This is a genomic window from Marinilactibacillus piezotolerans (assembly GCF_900114235.1).
Classification (GTDB): Bacteria; Bacillota; Bacilli; order Lactobacillales; family Carnobacteriaceae_A; genus Marinilactibacillus; species Marinilactibacillus piezotolerans.
This window is the reverse complement of sequence record NZ_FOSJ01000046.1, coordinates 1-17,282: the sequence shown is the minus strand read 5'-3', so window position 1 is coordinate 17,282 and position 17,282 is coordinate 1. Positions and strand designations below refer to the sequence as shown.

Genomic DNA, 17,282 nt, shown 5'->3' with positions numbered 1-17,282 from the left:
AGGGGGGGAAGAGGTGCCTTTTTGTATTTTAATTGATAGAGCAACGATAGTTGCATTAAAACAACACGAAAAAACAAAAAAATTGGTAATTACTAGAAAAGTAATGGAGGTGGAAGAATGGAGAATGAAAATAGAATGAGTTCAGAAGAAATTATGAATGAGACAGAGATGTCTCTGGAAAAAACTTTAAGACCTCAATATTTTGATCAGTATATTGGGCAGGATAAGATAAAAAATGAACTGATGATTTATATAGAAGCTGCAAAAAATAGAGAAGAAGCCTTAGATCATGTACTACTATATGGACCGCCAGGACTAGGGAAAACAACTATGGCGATGGTGATTGCAAATGAAATGAATACGACGATTCGTACAACAAGTGGACCTGCTATTGAAAAACCAGGAGATCTAGTTGCTTTACTGAATGATTTAGAACCAGGAGGCATTTTATTTATAGATGAGATTCATCGTCTGCCTAGAGTGGTTGAAGAAATGCTGTATTCGGCAATGGAAGATTATTTTATTGATATTATTATTGGTCAGGGAGAAACGGCTCATCCTGTTCACTTTCCTTTGCCACCATTTACATTGATTGGTGCTACGACTAGAGCAGGAAATCTATCGGCTCCATTAAGAGATCGTTTCGGTATATTATCACATATGGAATATTACACTGTGTCTGATCTAAAAGAGATTGTAGAAAGAACCTCTGATGTTTTGCAGACTAAAACTGATCAGACTGGAGCTATTGAGGTTGCCAGAAGGTCTAGAGGAACTCCTAGAATTGCGAATCGCTTACTTAAAAGAGTACGTGATTATGCAGAAGTTATTGGTGAAGGAGTCGTCACAGAACAGATTGCTTCTAAAGCACTTGATTTACTCCGCGTTGATCACCAAGGATTAGATATAGTCGATCAGAAATTACTAAAAACAATGATTGAAATTTATAATGGCGGTCCAGTAGGTTTGAACACCTTGTCTGCCAATATTGGGGAAGAAATGGATACGATTGAAGATATGGTTGAACCATTTCTTTTGAAAGAAGGATTTATCCAACGCACCCCCAGAGGCAGAGTGGCAACAGCGAAAGCTTATCAGCATTTCAATATTCCTTTGAATGAGAATAAGGTGAATTAATATATTTTTTTATGGATAAAGAGGAGAGAGAATAGTGACATTAGTAACAGACGATTTTGATTTTAATCTTCCAGAAGAATTGATTGCTCAGACACCACTAAAAGATCGATCATCTTCAAGAATGATGGTCTTGTCTAAAACTAGACAATCAGTAAAAGATAAACAATTTGAAAATATTGTGGATGAACTTAATGCTGGGGATGCATTAGTAATGAACAATACACGAGTTTTGCCTGCAAGACTCCATGGAGAAAAAGTGGAAACGGGTGCCCATATCGAATTGTTACTCTTGAAAAATATAGATGGAGATCAGTGGGAAACACTTGCTAAACCTGCAAAGAAAGTAAAAGCAGGATCAAAAATCAAATTTGGTGATGGCAGGTTAATAGGAACTGTACTGGAAGAACTGGATCATGGTGGTAGAATAATAGAATTCGACTATGAAGGAATTTTTCTGGAAACATTAGAATCTTTAGGTGAAATGCCTTTACCTCCTTATATCAAAGAAAGACTTGATGACCCTGATCGCTATCAGACTGTATATGCAAAAGAAAATGGATCAGCAGCAGCCCCTACTGCTGGACTTCATTTTACACAAGATATATTGGCGAAATTGAAAAGTAAAGGAGTTCAAATTGTTTTTCTGACTTTGCATGTTGGACTTGGGACATTCCGCCCGGTAAACGTAGATAACTTAGAAGAACATAAGATGCATGAAGAGTTTTACCAATTAACAGAAGAGGCAGCTCAAGTGTTAAATAAAACCCGGGAAAATAATGGGAAAATTGTTGCTGTTGGAACAACATCCATAAGAACCCTTGAGACAATTGGTACAAAATTCGATGGCAAACTTGAAGCAGATAGTGGCTGGACAGATATTTTTATTTCGCCAGGCTATAACTTCAAAGTTGTGGATGCATTTTTAACTAATTTCCATCTGCCCAAATCTACTTTAATTATGTTAGTCAGTGCATTTGCGGGAAGGGAATTTGTTTTAGAAGCTTATAATCATGCAGTAGAAGAACAGTATCGCTTCTTTAGTTTTGGGGATGCTATGTTTTTAAAAAAATAATCAAATATTAATTGATAGAAATTGAGGATTGCAATGATAGATCATCCAGTAAAGTATCATTTAGAAAAGAAAGAAAAACACACGGGTGCCAGATTAGGTAAAATTGAAACACCCCATGGAACATTTGAAACACCGATGTTTATGCCAGTAGGAACATTAGCTAGTGTGAAAACAATGGCTCCTGAAGAACTTGAAGAAATGGGTGCGGGCATTATTTTAAGTAATACGTATCATCTATGGCTACGTCCCGGTGAAGATATTGTTGATGAAGCTGGTGGGTTACACGAATTTATGAATTGGGACAGAGGGATTTTAACTGATTCGGGAGGATTCCAAGTCTTCTCGTTGTCAGATATGAGAGATATCAAAGAAGAAGGGGTACATTTTAGAAGTCATCTGGATGGATCCAAATTGTTTTTGTCTCCGGAAAAAGCGATTCAGATCCAGAACAAACTAGGCTCTGATATCATGATGAGCTTTGATGAGTGCCCTCCATTCGATGAAAGCTACGACTATGTTAAAAAGTCTGTCGAAAGAACATCAAGATGGGCCGAACGTGGTTTGAAAGCACATGAAAAACTGAATAAACAAGGGTTATTTGGAATTGTACAAGGAGCTGGGTTCGAAGATCTAAGAAAACAATCTGCTAAAGATCTTGTGAGTATGGATTTTCCGGGGTATTCGATTGGCGGCTTATCTGTAGGAGAACCAAAAAAAGAAATGTATAGAGTACTGGATTTCACTACACCTCTATTGCCTGAAAATAAACCGAGATACTTAATGGGTGTAGGAACGCCGGATGCTTTGATCGAAGGTGTGATAAGAGGAATTGATATGTTTGATTGTGTACTTCCAACTCGAATCGCACGTAACGGAACAACGATGACGAGCAAAGGTAGAGTTGTCATAAAAAATGCTGAATATGCTAGAGACTATAGACCTCTGGATGAGAATTGCAACTGCTATACATGTAGAAACTATTCTAGAGCTTATATTCGTCATTTAATTAAATCAGACGAAACGTTTGGACTTCGCTTAACGAGTTATCATAACTTATACTTTTTACTTGATCTTATGAAAAAAGTCCGCCAGGCAATTAGAGAAGATAACTTATTAGAGTTTAAAGAAAGCTTCTTTGAAGAATACGGATATAATAAACCTAATCCAAAAAACTTTTAGAATCGCGTCAATCTTTTGTAGCATTCGCTTACAAAATCTGATAAGGTAATAAGTGTCATTGGACAGTCACTTAAAAGACACATGAGATAAACTAGTGAAAGATATCAATGTTACTCGATTTTAACTCAGTGAAGATTCTAATCTAGTTAAGTTGTCTCGAATATAGAAATGATATAATGGAGGAAAATAAAATGGAAGCAATATTTGGAACAGTTTTACCTTTTGCGTTTATCATAGGTATCGCTTATTTTTTAATGGTCAGACCGCAGCAGAAACGTGCTAAAGAAGCACAGAATATGTTGAATTCTTTACAAAAAGGGGATTCAGTTGTAACAATTGGTGGGCTTCATGGAGTAATCGATGAAGTCTCAGCAGATGACAAAACGGTTGTTCTTGACTGTGAAGGAATCTATCTAACTTTTGAACGACGTGCGATAGCACGTATTGTTACTAAAGCAGAGACAGTTTCTAACAACACAACGACTACGGAAGAATTAGGAACAAATACACCTGATTCAAGCAGTGAAGAAGAATAAAATAATTGAATAGTTAATCAACAAAGGAGGGTATCTTTTTGGGCTATCAAACACAAGCTTTTTTTAATTACGAGACTTGGCTGAGAATGAAGCAAGAAGAGTTTTTGAAAAATGGATATGATCAAGTTACGGTTGAAGACTTATGGAAGTATTGTAATACTTTTTTGTGGAAGCACGCTCGCCCAGAAAGATACCATGAAGAAGTTAAGGCAATAATGGAAATCAAGGTGAATGATTACTTTAATTTTGCTTCACTTGAAGCACAGATTTATAACGTATCTTCATTAGATGAAATGGAACTCAACGACATATTAGGTAAGTAATAAAAGCAAGGAATGCCTACGCATTCCTTGCTTTTATTATTTGTATAATGAGATATGTAAGAGTTCCTTACGGAAGTAGTTCGTCATTTCTTTATGTTTCTAGTATAATAATTAGTAGAAACTTATAAATTAAACGATAAAATTATAATAAGCAATCTTATGATCAGTTAAGAAAGTTGTATTGTTAGAGAGGTGATTAGATGAAATATGGAATTCTGACATTTGAAGAACCCAAAAGAGATATTTCTAGAAAAATCATTCATATAGATATGGATGCCTTTTATGCATCGGTTGAGATTAGAGAAAACCCTTCACTAAGAGGGAAACCTGTCATCATAGCAAGACATCCCAAAGAAAATGGCGGTAGAGGAGTAGTTGCAACTGCCAGCTATGAAGCGCGCAAGTATGGGATTCATTCTGCAATGAGTGCTCAAAAAGCATATGAATTATGCCCGGAGGGTATCTTTGTTTCAGGAAATTTTGAATTATATCGATCAATTTCTCGAGATATCAGAGCTATTTTCAAACGATACACTGACTTGATTCAACCATTATCATTAGACGAAGCTTATTTGGACATTACAGAAAATAAAATCAATTTAAATAGTGCAACATTGATTGCTCAAAGAATACAAAGAGAAATCTATGACGAACTACGGCTAACTTGCTCAGCAGGAGTTTCATATAATAAATTTCTTGCAAAATTAGCTTCAGACTTTAAAAAACCATCCGGTATAACTGTAATTCCTCCTGAAGATGCACAAGACTTTTTGAAGCAGTTACCTATTGAAAAATATTATGGCGTAGGAAAGAAGTCTGTGGAGAAGATGCATGAATTAGGTATATTTAAAGGTGATGATCTCTATAACAAACCCGAAATGGAACTGGTTGAGCATTTTGGGAAAATGGGACATTCTCTTTATAGGAAAGTCCGCGGAATCGATGATAGTGTTGTGGAATCAGATAGAATCCGGAAATCTGTTGGAAAAGAAAAGACATTTTTAGATGATCTGCAATCAGAAGAGGAAGTTACACAATCTTTACGGCAAATCGCTAATCTTACTTTTGCTGCATTAAAGAAAAATCAGAAACATGGGAAAACAGTTGTGTTAAAAATCAGATATAATGATTTCAGTACATTTACCAGACGAAAAACTTTTCCAAACTATATTCAAGATTCAGATGAACTGTTTGTTATAGCGCTAAGGATTTTTGAAGAAGAGGGATCATTGACTAAAGGAATTCGCTTACTTGGTATTACTGTCACAAATTTAGATTCTTTACTCTTTGAAAATATTCCTTTACCTTTATGGATTAAACAAAATAAAATGGATAAGAAGGATAACTCAGATGTCAACAAAACATGAGCAGATATTAGCATTTATTGAATCACTTCCTATTGGAGATAAATTATCTGTTAGACTGATTGCAAAAGAATTAAGTGTAAGTGAAGGAACTGCATATAGGGCAATCAAGGAAGCTGAGAATATTGGGTTAGTTACTACAATCCAAAGAGTTGGTACGATTCGTATTGAAACTAAAAATGAAGCAAATATTGAGAATCTGACATTTGAAGAAATTCTAAAGATTATCGATGGGGAATTACTAGGTGGAGAATCTGGTCTCAATAAAACTTTGAATAAATTTATTATAGGAGCCATGAAAGAAGATGCAATGTTACGTTACATTACAGAAGAGTCTCTTATGATCATTGGAAATAGAGAATCTGCACAGAAGTTATCTTTAGAAAATGGTGCAGCAGTTTTGATAACAGGCGGCTTTAGAGCTGATCAAGATATTATAACATTATCAGATGAACTAGCCCTTCCAGTTATGACGACTTCGTATGACACTTTCACCGTTGGATCTATGATCAATCGAGCTATGACCGACCAATTGATTAAAAAAGAGATTATGCTGATTGATTCCATCTATACTAGGTTGGAACAGACAGATTACTTAACAGTTGAGGACACGATTTTTGATTATCGTATTGCTAATCAAAGCAGCCAGCATACACGTTTTCCAGTTGTAGGACCGAATAATCGTTTAGTTGGAATTGTTACAGCTAAAGATATTATTGGAAAAGAAGATTCTATGCTAATCAAGCGAGTTATGACAAGAGAACCAGCTTATACCACTACTCACATGAGTGTAGCTAGTATTTCACATACAATGATCTGGGATGGACTCGAAGTCATGCCTGTAGTTTCAGATGAAATGAAGTTATTAGGTATCGTTTCTCGTCAAGATATCATGAAAGCTATGCAGACACAACAGCGTCAGCCACAGACAGGAGAAACTATAGCAGATCAGATTAATCAATTAATTAAAGAAGTAGCTGATGAAGAATATACATTTAATGTAACACCTCAAATGACAAATGGAATGGGTACAATATCTTTCGGAGTATTGAGCGAAATTATTAATGAAACAGCGTATTTAATGTTATCTAATCAAAATAAGAGAAATCTAGTAGTCGAACAAATTCAGCTGCATTATCTAAATTTAATTCAAATTGGTAGTGATCTGACCATAAAACCTAAAATTTTTGACAAAAGCAGGCGTTCTGCAAGATTGGATATTGAAGTTTATTCAGAAAATGGATTAGCTGCCAAAGCATTCGTTATTTGCCAATTATTACAAAAACACTGAGAATAATTAAAATCGAGAGGAAAATATTGTGAGCTTACAAACAGCAAATATAAAAGATAGAGAAATAAAAAAAGAAATTTTAGAGATTATAAAAAAATGGGATACAATTATTATTCATCGTCATGAAAGACCAGATCCTGATGCAATTGGATCTCAGTGTGGACTAGCTGAAATAATCAAGAACACTTTTCCAGGTAAGCGAGTGTTTACAGCCGGTTCAAGCACTGGAGATCTGTCATTTCTTTCAGAAATGACTCCACCAGCAAAAGAAGATTATGAAAATGCCCTAGTTATTGTTACAGACACAGCAAATGTCAAAAGGATTGATGATAAAAATTATTCTTTAGGGAAAAAATGGATAAAAATCGATCATCACCCTTTAGATGATTCGTATGGCGATAGCGAATGGGTAAACACAGAAGCTAGCAGCTGTAGTGAAATGATCGCTGATCTATGGTTGACTTTCCCTGATGAATTAAAAATAAACACAGAAGCAGCAAGATTACTCTATGGAGGTATTGTTGGGGATACGAATCGTTTTTTATATGAAGCAACTTCCAGTTATACAATGCAGGTTAGTGCTGAATTAATGAAATTTCCCTTTTCTGCGAATGCTTTAAATAATCAGATGAATGTGATCAAACCCCCAGTTGCTAAATTAATGGGATATGTACTGGAGAACTTTTCTGTATCTGAAGAAGGCGTAGGGCATATTATCATTTCCCAACAAACATTAAACCATTTAAATATTGAGGATAAAGATACAAATGGAATTGTATCTCTTCCAGGTTCAATTCAAGGCGTTAAATCATGGGGTGTATTTGTACAGCAAACCGACAAACATTACCGATGTCGTCTACGTTCAAAAGGTCCTGTTATTAATGAAATAGCAAAACAGCATGATGGAGGCGGGCATCCACTGGCTAGCGGAGCGAACGCACAAGATGAAAAAGAAATTGAACAAATCTTGAATAAAATGAAACAGATCTCTAAAAACTGGGTACCACCAAAACAGTAAATCATACCTTAGTCTGAGTCATTTATAGAATTTGTTTGATACGATAGATATAAGTACACAATGAATTCGAGATATATGTACTTTTACCTACGTGATAGGTAACTAAATGACTTCTTTGTTCGCAAAGATATTGAGGGAAAAATAATGAAAATGAAAACAATCAAATATTTTTTAAAGAAATGGATCAAAGCTTTTTGGATATGGTTGAAGCCTGTCCTTAATCGATTTTTTATACAATTCCGTCGTACTTGGAAAAAGTATCATCTGACCAAAAGTATTCTGCTGTTCGGATTAACGGTTGCTTTGTTGTTCAGCGTGTATTTGGCATACCTAGCTAAAACTGCAAACGTTGATTCTCTTCGTGCTGGATTAGAACAAACCACTAAAATAATCGACAATCAAGAAGAAGAGGCAGGTACGTTATATGACCAAAAAGGAACATTTGTTGAACTGGAGAATATATCCTCAGATATACAAAATGCTGTTACATCAACTGAAGATCAGCGATTCTATCAACATCGCGGGTATGATTTGATAGGTATCGGACGTGCAGCGCTGGGATTTGTAACGAGTGGAGGCATTTCTGGTGGGGGAAGTACCATTACACAACAACTAGCAAAAAATGCTTATTTATCATCTAATCAGACAATTATGAGAAAACTGCGGGAATTATTTTTAGCAATCGAAATCGAAAAGCATTACACAAAAGAAGATATACTTGAAATGTATTTGAATAATTCTTATTTTGGAAATGGCGTTTGGGGAGTAGAAGATGCTTCACATAAATATTTTGGCAAATCAGCATCAGAAGTTACCCTTGCAGAAGCAGCAACAATCGCGGCTATGTTAAAAGCCCCATCTAACTATAACCCGATTGATCACTATGATAGCGCTATTGAACGTCGGAACGTTGTATTGAATTTGATGGTTGATACGGAGACTATTTCAGAGCAAGAGGCAGAGACGACTCAGCAGACAGAACTAACTGTATCGGATGGGTATATTGATGATGATGAATATCGCTATCCATATTACTTCGATGCTGTCATTAATGAAGCAGTTTATCAGTATGATATACCGGAAGAAGATCTATTGAATAATGGATATACAATTTATACAAATTTAGATCAAGATTATCAGCAGCAAATGGATGCTGTTTATGCTAACGATTATCTGTTTCAGAACGCTTCAGATGGTACAATCGTACAAAGTGCATCGATAGCAATTGATCCAGAAAACGGAGGAGTCAATGCTGTAATTGGAGGACGCGGGGAATATACTTTCAGAGGATATAATCGCGCTACGCAAATGAAACGGCAACCGGGATCGGTGATTAAACCTTTAGGTGTTTATGTTCCTGCATTGGAAAGTGATTACGAAATAGACTCGCTTTTACAAGACGAATTGACGTCTTATGGGGAGACAAACTATCAGCCTGAAAATTTATCAGGTACTTATTCTGGTGAAGTACCTATGTATGAAGCACTGGCAAATAGTTTAAATGCGCCAACCGTTTGGCTTTTAAATGAGATCGGTATAAATAAAGGAATTAAAAAATTAGAAGATTTTGGCCTAACTGTTACTGATGAAGATAATCATTTAGGTGCAATTGCTTTAGGTGGTATGGACAAAGGAGTCTCACCGCTGGAAATAGCGAGTGCGTATGCAGCATTTGCTAATAAGGGGGTCTATACAGAACCTCATTTCATATCGAGAATTGTGGATGCGACTGGAGCGATTATTGTAGATAATCGTAATCCTAAAACCAAACGTGTTATGTCTGAAGAGGTAGCAGAAGATATGAATAGAATGTTACTGAATGTCTATTCTTCTGGTACAGCAAAAAATAATCAACCTAGTGGTTATCAAGTTGCTGGTAAAACGGGAACGACTCAAACTAGCAGTGGGACCGGAGCGACGGATCAATGGATTGTGGGGATGACACCTGATATCGTGTTGACCAGTTGGATGGGGTTTGATCGTACAACAGATGATCATTATCTTTTGGATAACAGTTCACAAGGCGTCGGAATGGTCATGAAATCAGAACTGGAACACATTTTACCATATACACAGCAAACTGCTTTTACAGTCGAAGATATTGATATGGAAGTAGCGGATACAGAAAGTGGTCAAGATTTATTAGAACAAGTAAACAAGGGGTTCAAAGATACTAAAGAAGTCATTCGTAAAGGAACGAATTATTTATTAGACGGAGCAGATAAAGTTATAGATTTTTTCAAGAACTCTGTAGAGTAAGTAAATTTATAAGTAGAGGTACTAGGCTTTTAGCAGCATAATGATTAAGACTAGTAAGGAATACGGATTCATGATAAACTAAGTATTATAAAGTAACCAGTGTGGGTTCACTGGTTAAAATGAAGGGATGAGACTATGTCTGTCAACATTTATGACACGGCTAATCAATTAGAAAGAGAAATTAGAGAAACGGAACAATTTGTCAAACTGCAAGAAGCATTCACAGCAGTAAAAAATGATGAAGAAGCAAGTAAGATTTTTGAAGAATTCAGAAGTGTTCAACAAGTATTACAACAAAAGCAAATGAGCGGTCAAGAGATTACTGAAGAAGAAGCGCAGCATGCACAAGAGATTTCTGGGAAAATTGGTCAGAATGAAACAATCTCAGGATTATTAGAGGCTGAAAAACAAGTTGGTCAAATGATAGATGATATTAACCAAGTTGTTTTAAAACCAGTACGCGAGTTATATCAGTAAGCTGCGTTTAAAAACGATACACTTGAAAAGGACTTGCTGAAGTAGTGAGTCCTTTTCGTTCATTTCAAAAAGAACATACGTACCCGAGTTTTTTAAAAAGATAGGAGAGATAAAATGGTTCGGTTTATACATGCTGCTGATTTACATTTAGATAGTCCTTTTTCAGGATTGAAGGATATACCTGAAAAAATTATGAAATCTATTCAGCAATCTACATTCCAGTCATTATCAAATTTGGTTTATTCAGCCATACATAATCAAGTAGATTTTGTTTTATTTTCTGGGGACATTTATGATTTAGAAGATAGAAGTGTAAAAGCTCAAGTTCAATTTAAACAAGAAATGGAACGACTCGAAAAACAGAATATACCTGTATATATCATTCATGGAAACCATGACTTTGCTGGAGATGAAACACTCCATATTACTTTACCAGCTAATGTAACTACATTTGGTACATCTGTTGAAACTGTTGAGTTAACAACTAATGATGGTACAGTCATTGCTCTATCTGGTTTCAGTTATGACAAACGTTGGATAACAGAAAGAATGATTAATCAATATCCAACAAGATATAACCAAGTAGATTTTCATATTGGATTACTACATGGATTTCAAGAAGGTCAAAGAAGCGAACATGCTCATTATGCTCCTTTTACAGTTAATGAGTTAAGAAAGAAAAAATATGATTACTGGGCATTAGGACATATTCATACTGGAGAGAAAATTTCGGATTTTCCGCCTGCTTATTATCCAGGTAATTTACAAGGCAGAAATAAAAAAGAATCTGGAGAAAAAGGATTTTTGTTAGTCGAATTGAATGTTCATACTTCTGCCGAAATCAAATTCTTTCCCAGTGCTCCTATAATATGGCAGAAAGTTAATATAGATGCCACAAAAATCAGAACGGTAGATGCATATTATAAGTTGATCCAAGAATCTCTTCCAACAAGAGAAAATAAATATAGTTATTTAGTTACTCTTGATGTTCTGGTTTCTAAAGAGAGCACAGAATCTTTTCTTAATAAAATCACACAAAATCAGTTTATTGAAATTCACCAACACTTAAATGATAAAGAATTTTTATGGATAACAGAGTATAAAGTGACGCCAGTAGCTGATCAAGATGAACGATTAGATATTAACACTTTGTTTCCAGAAGCTTGGGGGAAAGTGCTTGCTGAGGTATCAGAAGATAAAGTTTTCAATGAATTGACTGCTGATTTTTTTGAACAATCCAAATCTGCATATTTAATGCAGGAAAGAACAGAGTTTTATAGGCAAGAAATGATAAAAAAAGCAATTTTAGAATTACAGATGATTTCAGATACTAAAGGAGTAGAGAATAGTGAAGATTAAAGCCTTAACGATTTATGGTTATGGAAAATGGGTAGACAAAACTTTTGAATTTTCTCCAGAATATCATGTGATTTATGGAAAGAATGAAGCTGGAAAATCAACATTAATGTCCTTTATCCATAGTATCTTATTCGGGTTTCCTACTCGCCATAGTGCTTTATTGAGATATGAACCAAAAGATAGCAGTCGTTATGGTGGAAAAATCATCATTGAAGATGAGAGATTTGGAGAAATTAGTATTGAAAGAGTACAAGGCAAATCGACTGGAGATGTTAAAGTCCTGATGGAAGATGGATCAACAGGTTCGGATGATCTTTTACATAAAATTATTTATGGAATTGATCGCAATTTGTATCAGTCTATTTTTTCTTTCCACTTGAAAGGGATTGAACGGGTCGAAGAAATGACAAAAGCTCAATTGAGCAGATATTTTTTAAGTGCTGGTGCATTGGGTACTGAACAATTTCTAAAGCGATCAGATCAACTCCAACAGCAAGCAAATCAGTTGTATAAACCGACTGGACGGATTCCAGAAATAAACCAGGCTCTTAAACAAATAGAAGCTAAGAAAGCTGCTATGGAAGAGGCTAAAAGTAAAAATGCTCAGTATTTAGGTTTACTACAAAAAGTAGAAAGTGTTTCAAAAGAAATTGAGCAGAACGAGGCAGATAAAAGCAAATTTCAAAAAAAAATTGAGAATCTTCGTCAAGTTGAACAAAATTGGGAAATTATTTTAGAAATTAATCAGCTGGAAAAGGATATCGAACAGTTAGATACTTCTGATCTATCTGAAAATGGTCTATATGAATTAAATCATTTAAATAAACAAATTGAAGAAATCAGGGAAGAAATTTATAAACTTCAAGACACAATGAAAGAATTTCAAAAAGAATATGAACCTTCAAATGAATTGATAATGTATCAGGATGATGAAAAAAATATAGATTTTTTAGCTGTTCAAATAGAGTCTATTAGTGACATGATTAGAGAAAAAACTTTTACCGATAAAGAGGCTGAACAAGTAGAGCAAAATATTGCTAAAGAAAAAATACAAGAAGGATTAGAAGAAAACGAAGAAATATCATTACCTTTAACAGATAATGAACGTAATCAGGTTGCCCAATGGCAAGAAGAATTTAAAGAAGTAGAACGAGTAATGAAAACATTAAATGATTCTCAGATTCAAGCTGAATATAAAAAGGAATCTTTAGAAGAAAATATTGACCAACTTGAAAAGTTGTTATGGTCAAATGAAAACTTTCGTAAAGAAGAAGATTTTCATAAAAAGACAAAAGAAAATCAGAAGAATAAGCATAATGCAATTATAGAAATCAGTTTTATAAGTATTTCGATAGTAGTATTAATAGTCACAGCTGTATCAAACTTGTTTATGCCTTGGATTAGTTATGGATCAGGGATTATTATTGTTATTAGTTTGATTAGCTTTTTACTTAAAAGAAATAAGAAGCAGAAAAAAATTCAAGAATTTTCATCATATGAAGAGTATATAGAACAAAAAGAAGTGCGTAGACAATGGCGACAATATCTTTTTAATATCGATAAACTTGAAGGAGAAAAACGGTCTGATCAAGACAAAAGAAATGCATTACAGTATAGAGAAAAGAATATATTGGATCAATGGATTACTTTCAAAGAACAAAAACAGATCAATGAATCTATCGAATTAGTAAATGCCCTAGAATATGAAGATAGAATGATTATATTAAGAGAACAGCAAAGGCAACTGCGAAAGCTGCAGGAAGAAGCGCTTGTATTAGAAAATAATATCCATTTTAAAATGAAACAATTCAGAAAAATAGAAAGTCTGTTTTCAGAAGATGATACACCAGAACAAAAAATTAATCGATTTAAAAACTATTATAGTAGAGTGAAAGAAGAAAAAAATCAATTGCAGCAATATATAATTGAAAGCCAGGAAGTTAGAAGGTCACTTAATCAGTTAGTTGAAACTGAAAAAGAATGTTTGATCAAAAAACAAAACTTATTAAAAAAAGCTGGTGCAGATTCAGAGGATGTTTTCAGACATTTATATGGTATATTAAAACAAAAGAATGAAAAAGAAGAAAAACTGAAAGTCCTTAAAGAACAAATTTCTGCAAAATCAATAGAAAAGCTTGCACTTTCAAAAGAAGAGATAAAAGGTAGTAAGATACAATTGCAAGAAAAAATTAATGAAATCAAATCAAAAGTTAAAATGCAGACAGAACAAAAAATCGAGTTAGAAATACACATCAAAAAGCTAGAAGAGGGTGGAGAATATACCATATTGCTGCAAGAATTCGAGAATGAAAAGAGTCGGCTTCAGGAATTAGTTAATGAATGGGTTTCAAAACGCCTAGCTTCGTATATGATCGAAAGAACATTAAAATATGCAAGAAAAGATCGTTTTCCAGATACGATAAAAGATGCTGAACGTTATTTTAGCTATTTAACTAATGATGCCTATAAAAAAATAGTTATTGATAACGAAACAGTATTTGTTCTAACTCAAGACGGTAATTATTTGAAAGCTGAAGAGCTGTCAAGAGGTACTTCAGAACCATTATATGTTGTGTTGCGTTTAGCATTTATAGCTAATATACAAGATGTAATTCGAATGCCACTCCTGATAGATGATGGATTCGTTAATCTTGATAGAAATAGAAGAGCCAGAATGTACCTGCTATTAAAGGAAATCAGTAAAAAGACACAAATTATTTACTTTTCTTTTGACAGCACTTCTTATGAAAACTTAGATGAAAATCAAATCACATTCTTAACGAAATAGTTATATTAAAAATCTCATATTAAGAGAGGAAGAGTTTTATGGAGAAAAAGCTATATGAATATCATATGGATGAAACAGCTAATCTTTTTTTACTGATAAAATCAGCCGAAGAGAAAACTACAAGAAACGGGAAGCCGTATTTAGCATTCACTTTTCAGGACACAAGTGGAGAAATGTCAGCAAACTTCTGGGACGCATCAGAAGAAGATATTAAAATGTTTCGAGCTGGTACGGTAGTAAAAGTAAGTGGAAAAAGAGAAGAGTATAAAGGAAGTCCACAGCTGAGAATTAATTCTATTCGCTTAGCCGCTGATGGAGAACCCGCAAATCCTGAGCTATATGTAGAAAGAGCTCCTATAAAAAAGGAGAAAATGATTGAACAATTCAATAAAACGATTTTTGATATTACGAATGCAAATATGAATCGAATTGTTCGACATGTCATGAATAAATATCAGAAAGATTTCTTCCAAAGTCCAGCTGCAAAAACTAATCATCATGCTTTTCTAGGCGGACTGGCTTTTCATACAATTTCCATGTTGGGGATTGCGAGATCAATTACGGATCAGTATAAATTTTTAGATCAGTCTTTATTGTTCTCAGGACTGATTCTGCATGATATAGGTAAAGTTATTGAACTTACAGGACCTACAGCAACTGAATATACTCTAGAAGGAAAACTGATTGGGCATATCGTTATTGTTCATGAAGAAATTTCTAAAGCTTGCCAGCAACTAAAAATTGATGAGACTAATGAAGATGTCATTTTACTGAAACATATGGTTTTAGCTCATCATGGAGAATACGAATATGGATCTCCTGTACGACCTCAAGTACCAGAAGCAGAGGTATTGTACTATATCGATCAGATCGATGCTAGACTTAATATGATGCAATCTGCTATGAATAAAACAGAAAAAGGATCTTTTTCAGATCGAATCTGGGCTATGGAAAATCGTTCATTTTATAAATCAAATTTATCCGATTTATCCTTATAATCATATCATCTTATTTTCTTCTTAAAATATTCATCTTTAGGTACATTATGTAGATTTTCATGTTGTTTTAATGAAACTTAGTATTTTAATCGTTAGTAAGGTTTAAAATTCGTCAATGCTATGGTATATTATTCAAAGTATGGTTGATCAATAAGTAAATGACAAATCAGAATCAGACAATATCCTGATTGACTAGATGAATTGTTGACTGTTGATTATAAAACTTAAAGAATTAGGATGTGTAAGGAATATATGAAAAAATGGTTAATTGCTACAATGGCTTTTTCAGGATTACTATTGGCAAGTTGCTCTAGTAGCCCGGAAGTTGCTTCAACTGAAAATGGCAGAATTAGACAAGATGAATTTTATGAACGTATGAAAAATGAAACGACTCAAACTGGACAGACTTATGGAGAACAAATTCTTCAGCAAATGTTGTTAGAAGATGTTTTAGAGAACGCTTATGGCGATCAAGTCACAGAAGAAGATGTAGATGCAGAGTTTGAAGTTGAAGCCGAGCAGTATGGCGGAGTAGAGACATTTGAAGAAATGCTGACATCTCAGGGGATGAGTGCAGATGATTTGAAAGAAACAATCCGTACATCCCTTTTAGTTGAAACAGCTATTAAAGAGCATGCTGATTTTTCTGATGAAGAAATCCAGGAAGCTTATGACAATTATTCTCCGGGAAGTACTGTGGCACATATTCTAGTAGACGAGGAAGATACAGCAAAAGACATTATTCAGCAATTGAATGATGGTGCTGATTTTGGAGAACTAGTCCAAGAATATTCTACTGATACAGCAACTGTTTCAACTAATGGTGAAATGGAATTAGTTCCTGGTCAAACTGTTCCAGAATTCGAAGAAGCAGCAATGGCTTTAGAGAACGAAGGAGATATTACTCAAGAACCTGTACAATCTGATTATGGTTATCACGTAATCAAGCTGATTGAAGCTGGTGAAAAAGGAACCCTTGAAGAAGAACGTGATAATGTTATCGATACATTAGTAGAAGAAAAAATGGCTGACCAAGACTATATTTTAGAAGTGATTTCTGATTTAGTAGCGGATGCTAATATACAGATTGCTGATGATGACTTAAGCGGTGCAATGAGCGCATATATGGAACCTGCAGAAACGGAAACACCAGCTGAAGACGAAACAACAGAAGATACTACAGACACAGAAGATACAACTGAATCTGAAGATTCTACAGATTCAGAAAGTAGTGAAGATGAAAACACAGAAAGCAGTACAGACGAAGATACTGAAGATGCTGAGTAGGCATTTTTAATACTGATCAACTATGTAATATAAAAAGAGAGCAGCCTCAGTTTGATATGCTCCCTTTATAGTAGACAGAGAAATAATAAAAATTCTCTGACACTATAAAGGGAGTTTTTTTGATGTCTAAAAGAATAACGAAGCATACCCTAGATGAACGTTTAGAAGCTGTTCTAAATGTGATGGAAGGAAAC

General features: G+C 34.5%; 14 protein-coding genes. All 14 read left to right on the top strand.

Annotation, left to right across the window (positions count from 1 at the left end):
• Positions 1-117 precede the first annotated feature (117 nt).
• Complete coding sequence (gene ruvB / locus BM212_RS09740; RefSeq protein WP_091898304.1) at positions 118-1,137, top strand: Holliday junction branch migration DNA helicase RuvB; 1,020 nt, start codon at positions 118-120, stop codon at positions 1,135-1,137.
• Positions 1,138-1,171: 34 nt separating this feature from the next.
• On the top strand, positions 1,172-2,209 hold the full coding sequence (queA, locus tag BM212_RS09735; RefSeq protein ID WP_072694472.1) for a tRNA preQ1(34) S-adenosylmethionine ribosyltransferase-isomerase QueA: 1,038 nt from the start codon (positions 1,172-1,174) through the stop codon (positions 2,207-2,209).
• A gap of 33 nt (positions 2,210-2,242) precedes the next feature.
• Positions 2,243-3,388, top strand: coding sequence for a tRNA guanosine(34) transglycosylase Tgt (gene tgt / locus BM212_RS09730; protein ID WP_072694473.1), 1,146 nt, complete (start codon positions 2,243-2,245; stop codon positions 3,386-3,388).
• 191 nt (positions 3,389-3,579) lie between these two features.
• A complete protein-coding gene (gene yajC / locus BM212_RS09725; protein WP_072694474.1) occupies positions 3,580-3,924 on the top strand; it encodes a preprotein translocase subunit YajC in 345 nt (114 codons plus the stop codon).
• 38 nt (positions 3,925-3,962) lie between these two features.
• Entirely contained in the window at positions 3,963-4,247 is a 285-nt protein-coding gene (locus BM212_RS09720; RefSeq protein ID WP_232226859.1) for a post-transcriptional regulator, read from the top strand.
• Positions 4,248-4,447: 200 nt separating this feature from the next.
• Entirely contained in the window at positions 4,448-5,614 is a 1,167-nt protein-coding gene (gene dinB, locus BM212_RS09715) for a DNA polymerase IV (RefSeq protein ID WP_072694475.1), read from the top strand.
• Positions 5,598-6,902, top strand: a complete 1,305-nt coding sequence (locus tag BM212_RS09710) for a DRTGG domain-containing protein (protein WP_072694476.1) — start codon at positions 5,598-5,600, stop codon at positions 6,900-6,902. Before dinB ends, BM212_RS09710 begins: the two co-directional genes overlap by 17 nt.
• A gap of 28 nt (positions 6,903-6,930) precedes the next feature.
• Positions 6,931-7,920, top strand: a complete 990-nt coding sequence (locus BM212_RS09705) for a DHH family phosphoesterase (RefSeq protein ID WP_232226860.1) — start codon at positions 6,931-6,933, stop codon at positions 7,918-7,920.
• Positions 7,921-8,064: 144 nt separating this feature from the next.
• Positions 8,065-10,179 carry a PBP1A family penicillin-binding protein gene (locus tag BM212_RS09700; RefSeq protein WP_091898300.1) on the top strand — a complete coding sequence of 705 codons (2,115 nt, stop codon included), beginning with the start codon at positions 8,065-8,067 and terminating at the stop codon, positions 10,177-10,179.
• Positions 10,180-10,314: 135 nt separating this feature from the next.
• Positions 10,315-10,656, top strand: coding sequence for a YlbF/YmcA family competence regulator (locus tag BM212_RS09695; RefSeq protein WP_072694478.1), 342 nt, complete (start codon positions 10,315-10,317; stop codon positions 10,654-10,656).
• Positions 10,657-10,770: 114 nt separating this feature from the next.
• On the top strand, positions 10,771-12,015 hold the full coding sequence (locus tag BM212_RS09690; RefSeq protein WP_072694479.1) for a metallophosphoesterase family protein: 1,245 nt from the start codon (positions 10,771-10,773) through the stop codon (positions 12,013-12,015).
• On the top strand, positions 12,005-14,803 hold the full coding sequence (locus BM212_RS09685) for an ATP-binding protein (protein ID WP_177206422.1): 2,799 nt from the start codon (positions 12,005-12,007) through the stop codon (positions 14,801-14,803). Before BM212_RS09690 ends, BM212_RS09685 begins: the two co-directional genes overlap by 11 nt.
• Before the next feature lie 38 nt (positions 14,804-14,841).
• The gene (locus BM212_RS09680; RefSeq protein ID WP_072694481.1) at positions 14,842-15,801 is read left to right on the top strand and encodes a 3'-5' exoribonuclease YhaM family protein; all 960 of its coding nucleotides are present in this window, start codon (positions 14,842-14,844) and stop codon (positions 15,799-15,801) included.
• Positions 15,802-16,053: 252 nt separating this feature from the next.
• On the top strand, positions 16,054-17,088 hold the full coding sequence (locus BM212_RS09675; protein ID WP_072694482.1) for a peptidylprolyl isomerase: 1,035 nt from the start codon (positions 16,054-16,056) through the stop codon (positions 17,086-17,088).
• Positions 17,089-17,282: the final 194 nt, after the last annotated feature.

Excerpts from the sequence above, each read along its gene's own strand:
- BM212_RS09680 (WP_072694481.1), top strand. The coding sequence starts at position 14,842 with ATGGAGAAAAAGCTATATGAATATCATATGGATGAAACAGCTAATCTT.
- tgt (WP_072694473.1), top strand. The coding sequence starts at position 2,243 with ATGATAGATCATCCAGTAAAGTATCATTTAGAAAAGAAAGAAAAACAC.
- dinB (WP_072694475.1), top strand. The coding sequence starts at position 4,448 with ATGAAATATGGAATTCTGACATTTGAAGAACCCAAAAGAGATATTTCT.
- BM212_RS09710 (WP_072694476.1), top strand. The coding sequence starts at position 5,598 with ATGTCAACAAAACATGAGCAGATATTAGCATTTATTGAATCACTTCCT.
- BM212_RS09695 (WP_072694478.1), top strand. The coding sequence starts at position 10,315 with ATGTCTGTCAACATTTATGACACGGCTAATCAATTAGAAAGAGAAATT.
- ruvB (WP_091898304.1), top strand. The coding sequence starts at position 118 with ATGGAGAATGAAAATAGAATGAGTTCAGAAGAAATTATGAATGAGACA.
- BM212_RS09700 (WP_091898300.1), top strand. The coding sequence starts at position 8,065 with ATGAAAATGAAAACAATCAAATATTTTTTAAAGAAATGGATCAAAGCT.
- BM212_RS09690 (WP_072694479.1), top strand. The coding sequence starts at position 10,771 with ATGGTTCGGTTTATACATGCTGCTGATTTACATTTAGATAGTCCTTTT.
- BM212_RS09675 (WP_072694482.1), top strand. The coding sequence starts at position 16,054 with ATGAAAAAATGGTTAATTGCTACAATGGCTTTTTCAGGATTACTATTG.
- yajC (WP_072694474.1), top strand. The coding sequence starts at position 3,580 with ATGGAAGCAATATTTGGAACAGTTTTACCTTTTGCGTTTATCATAGGT.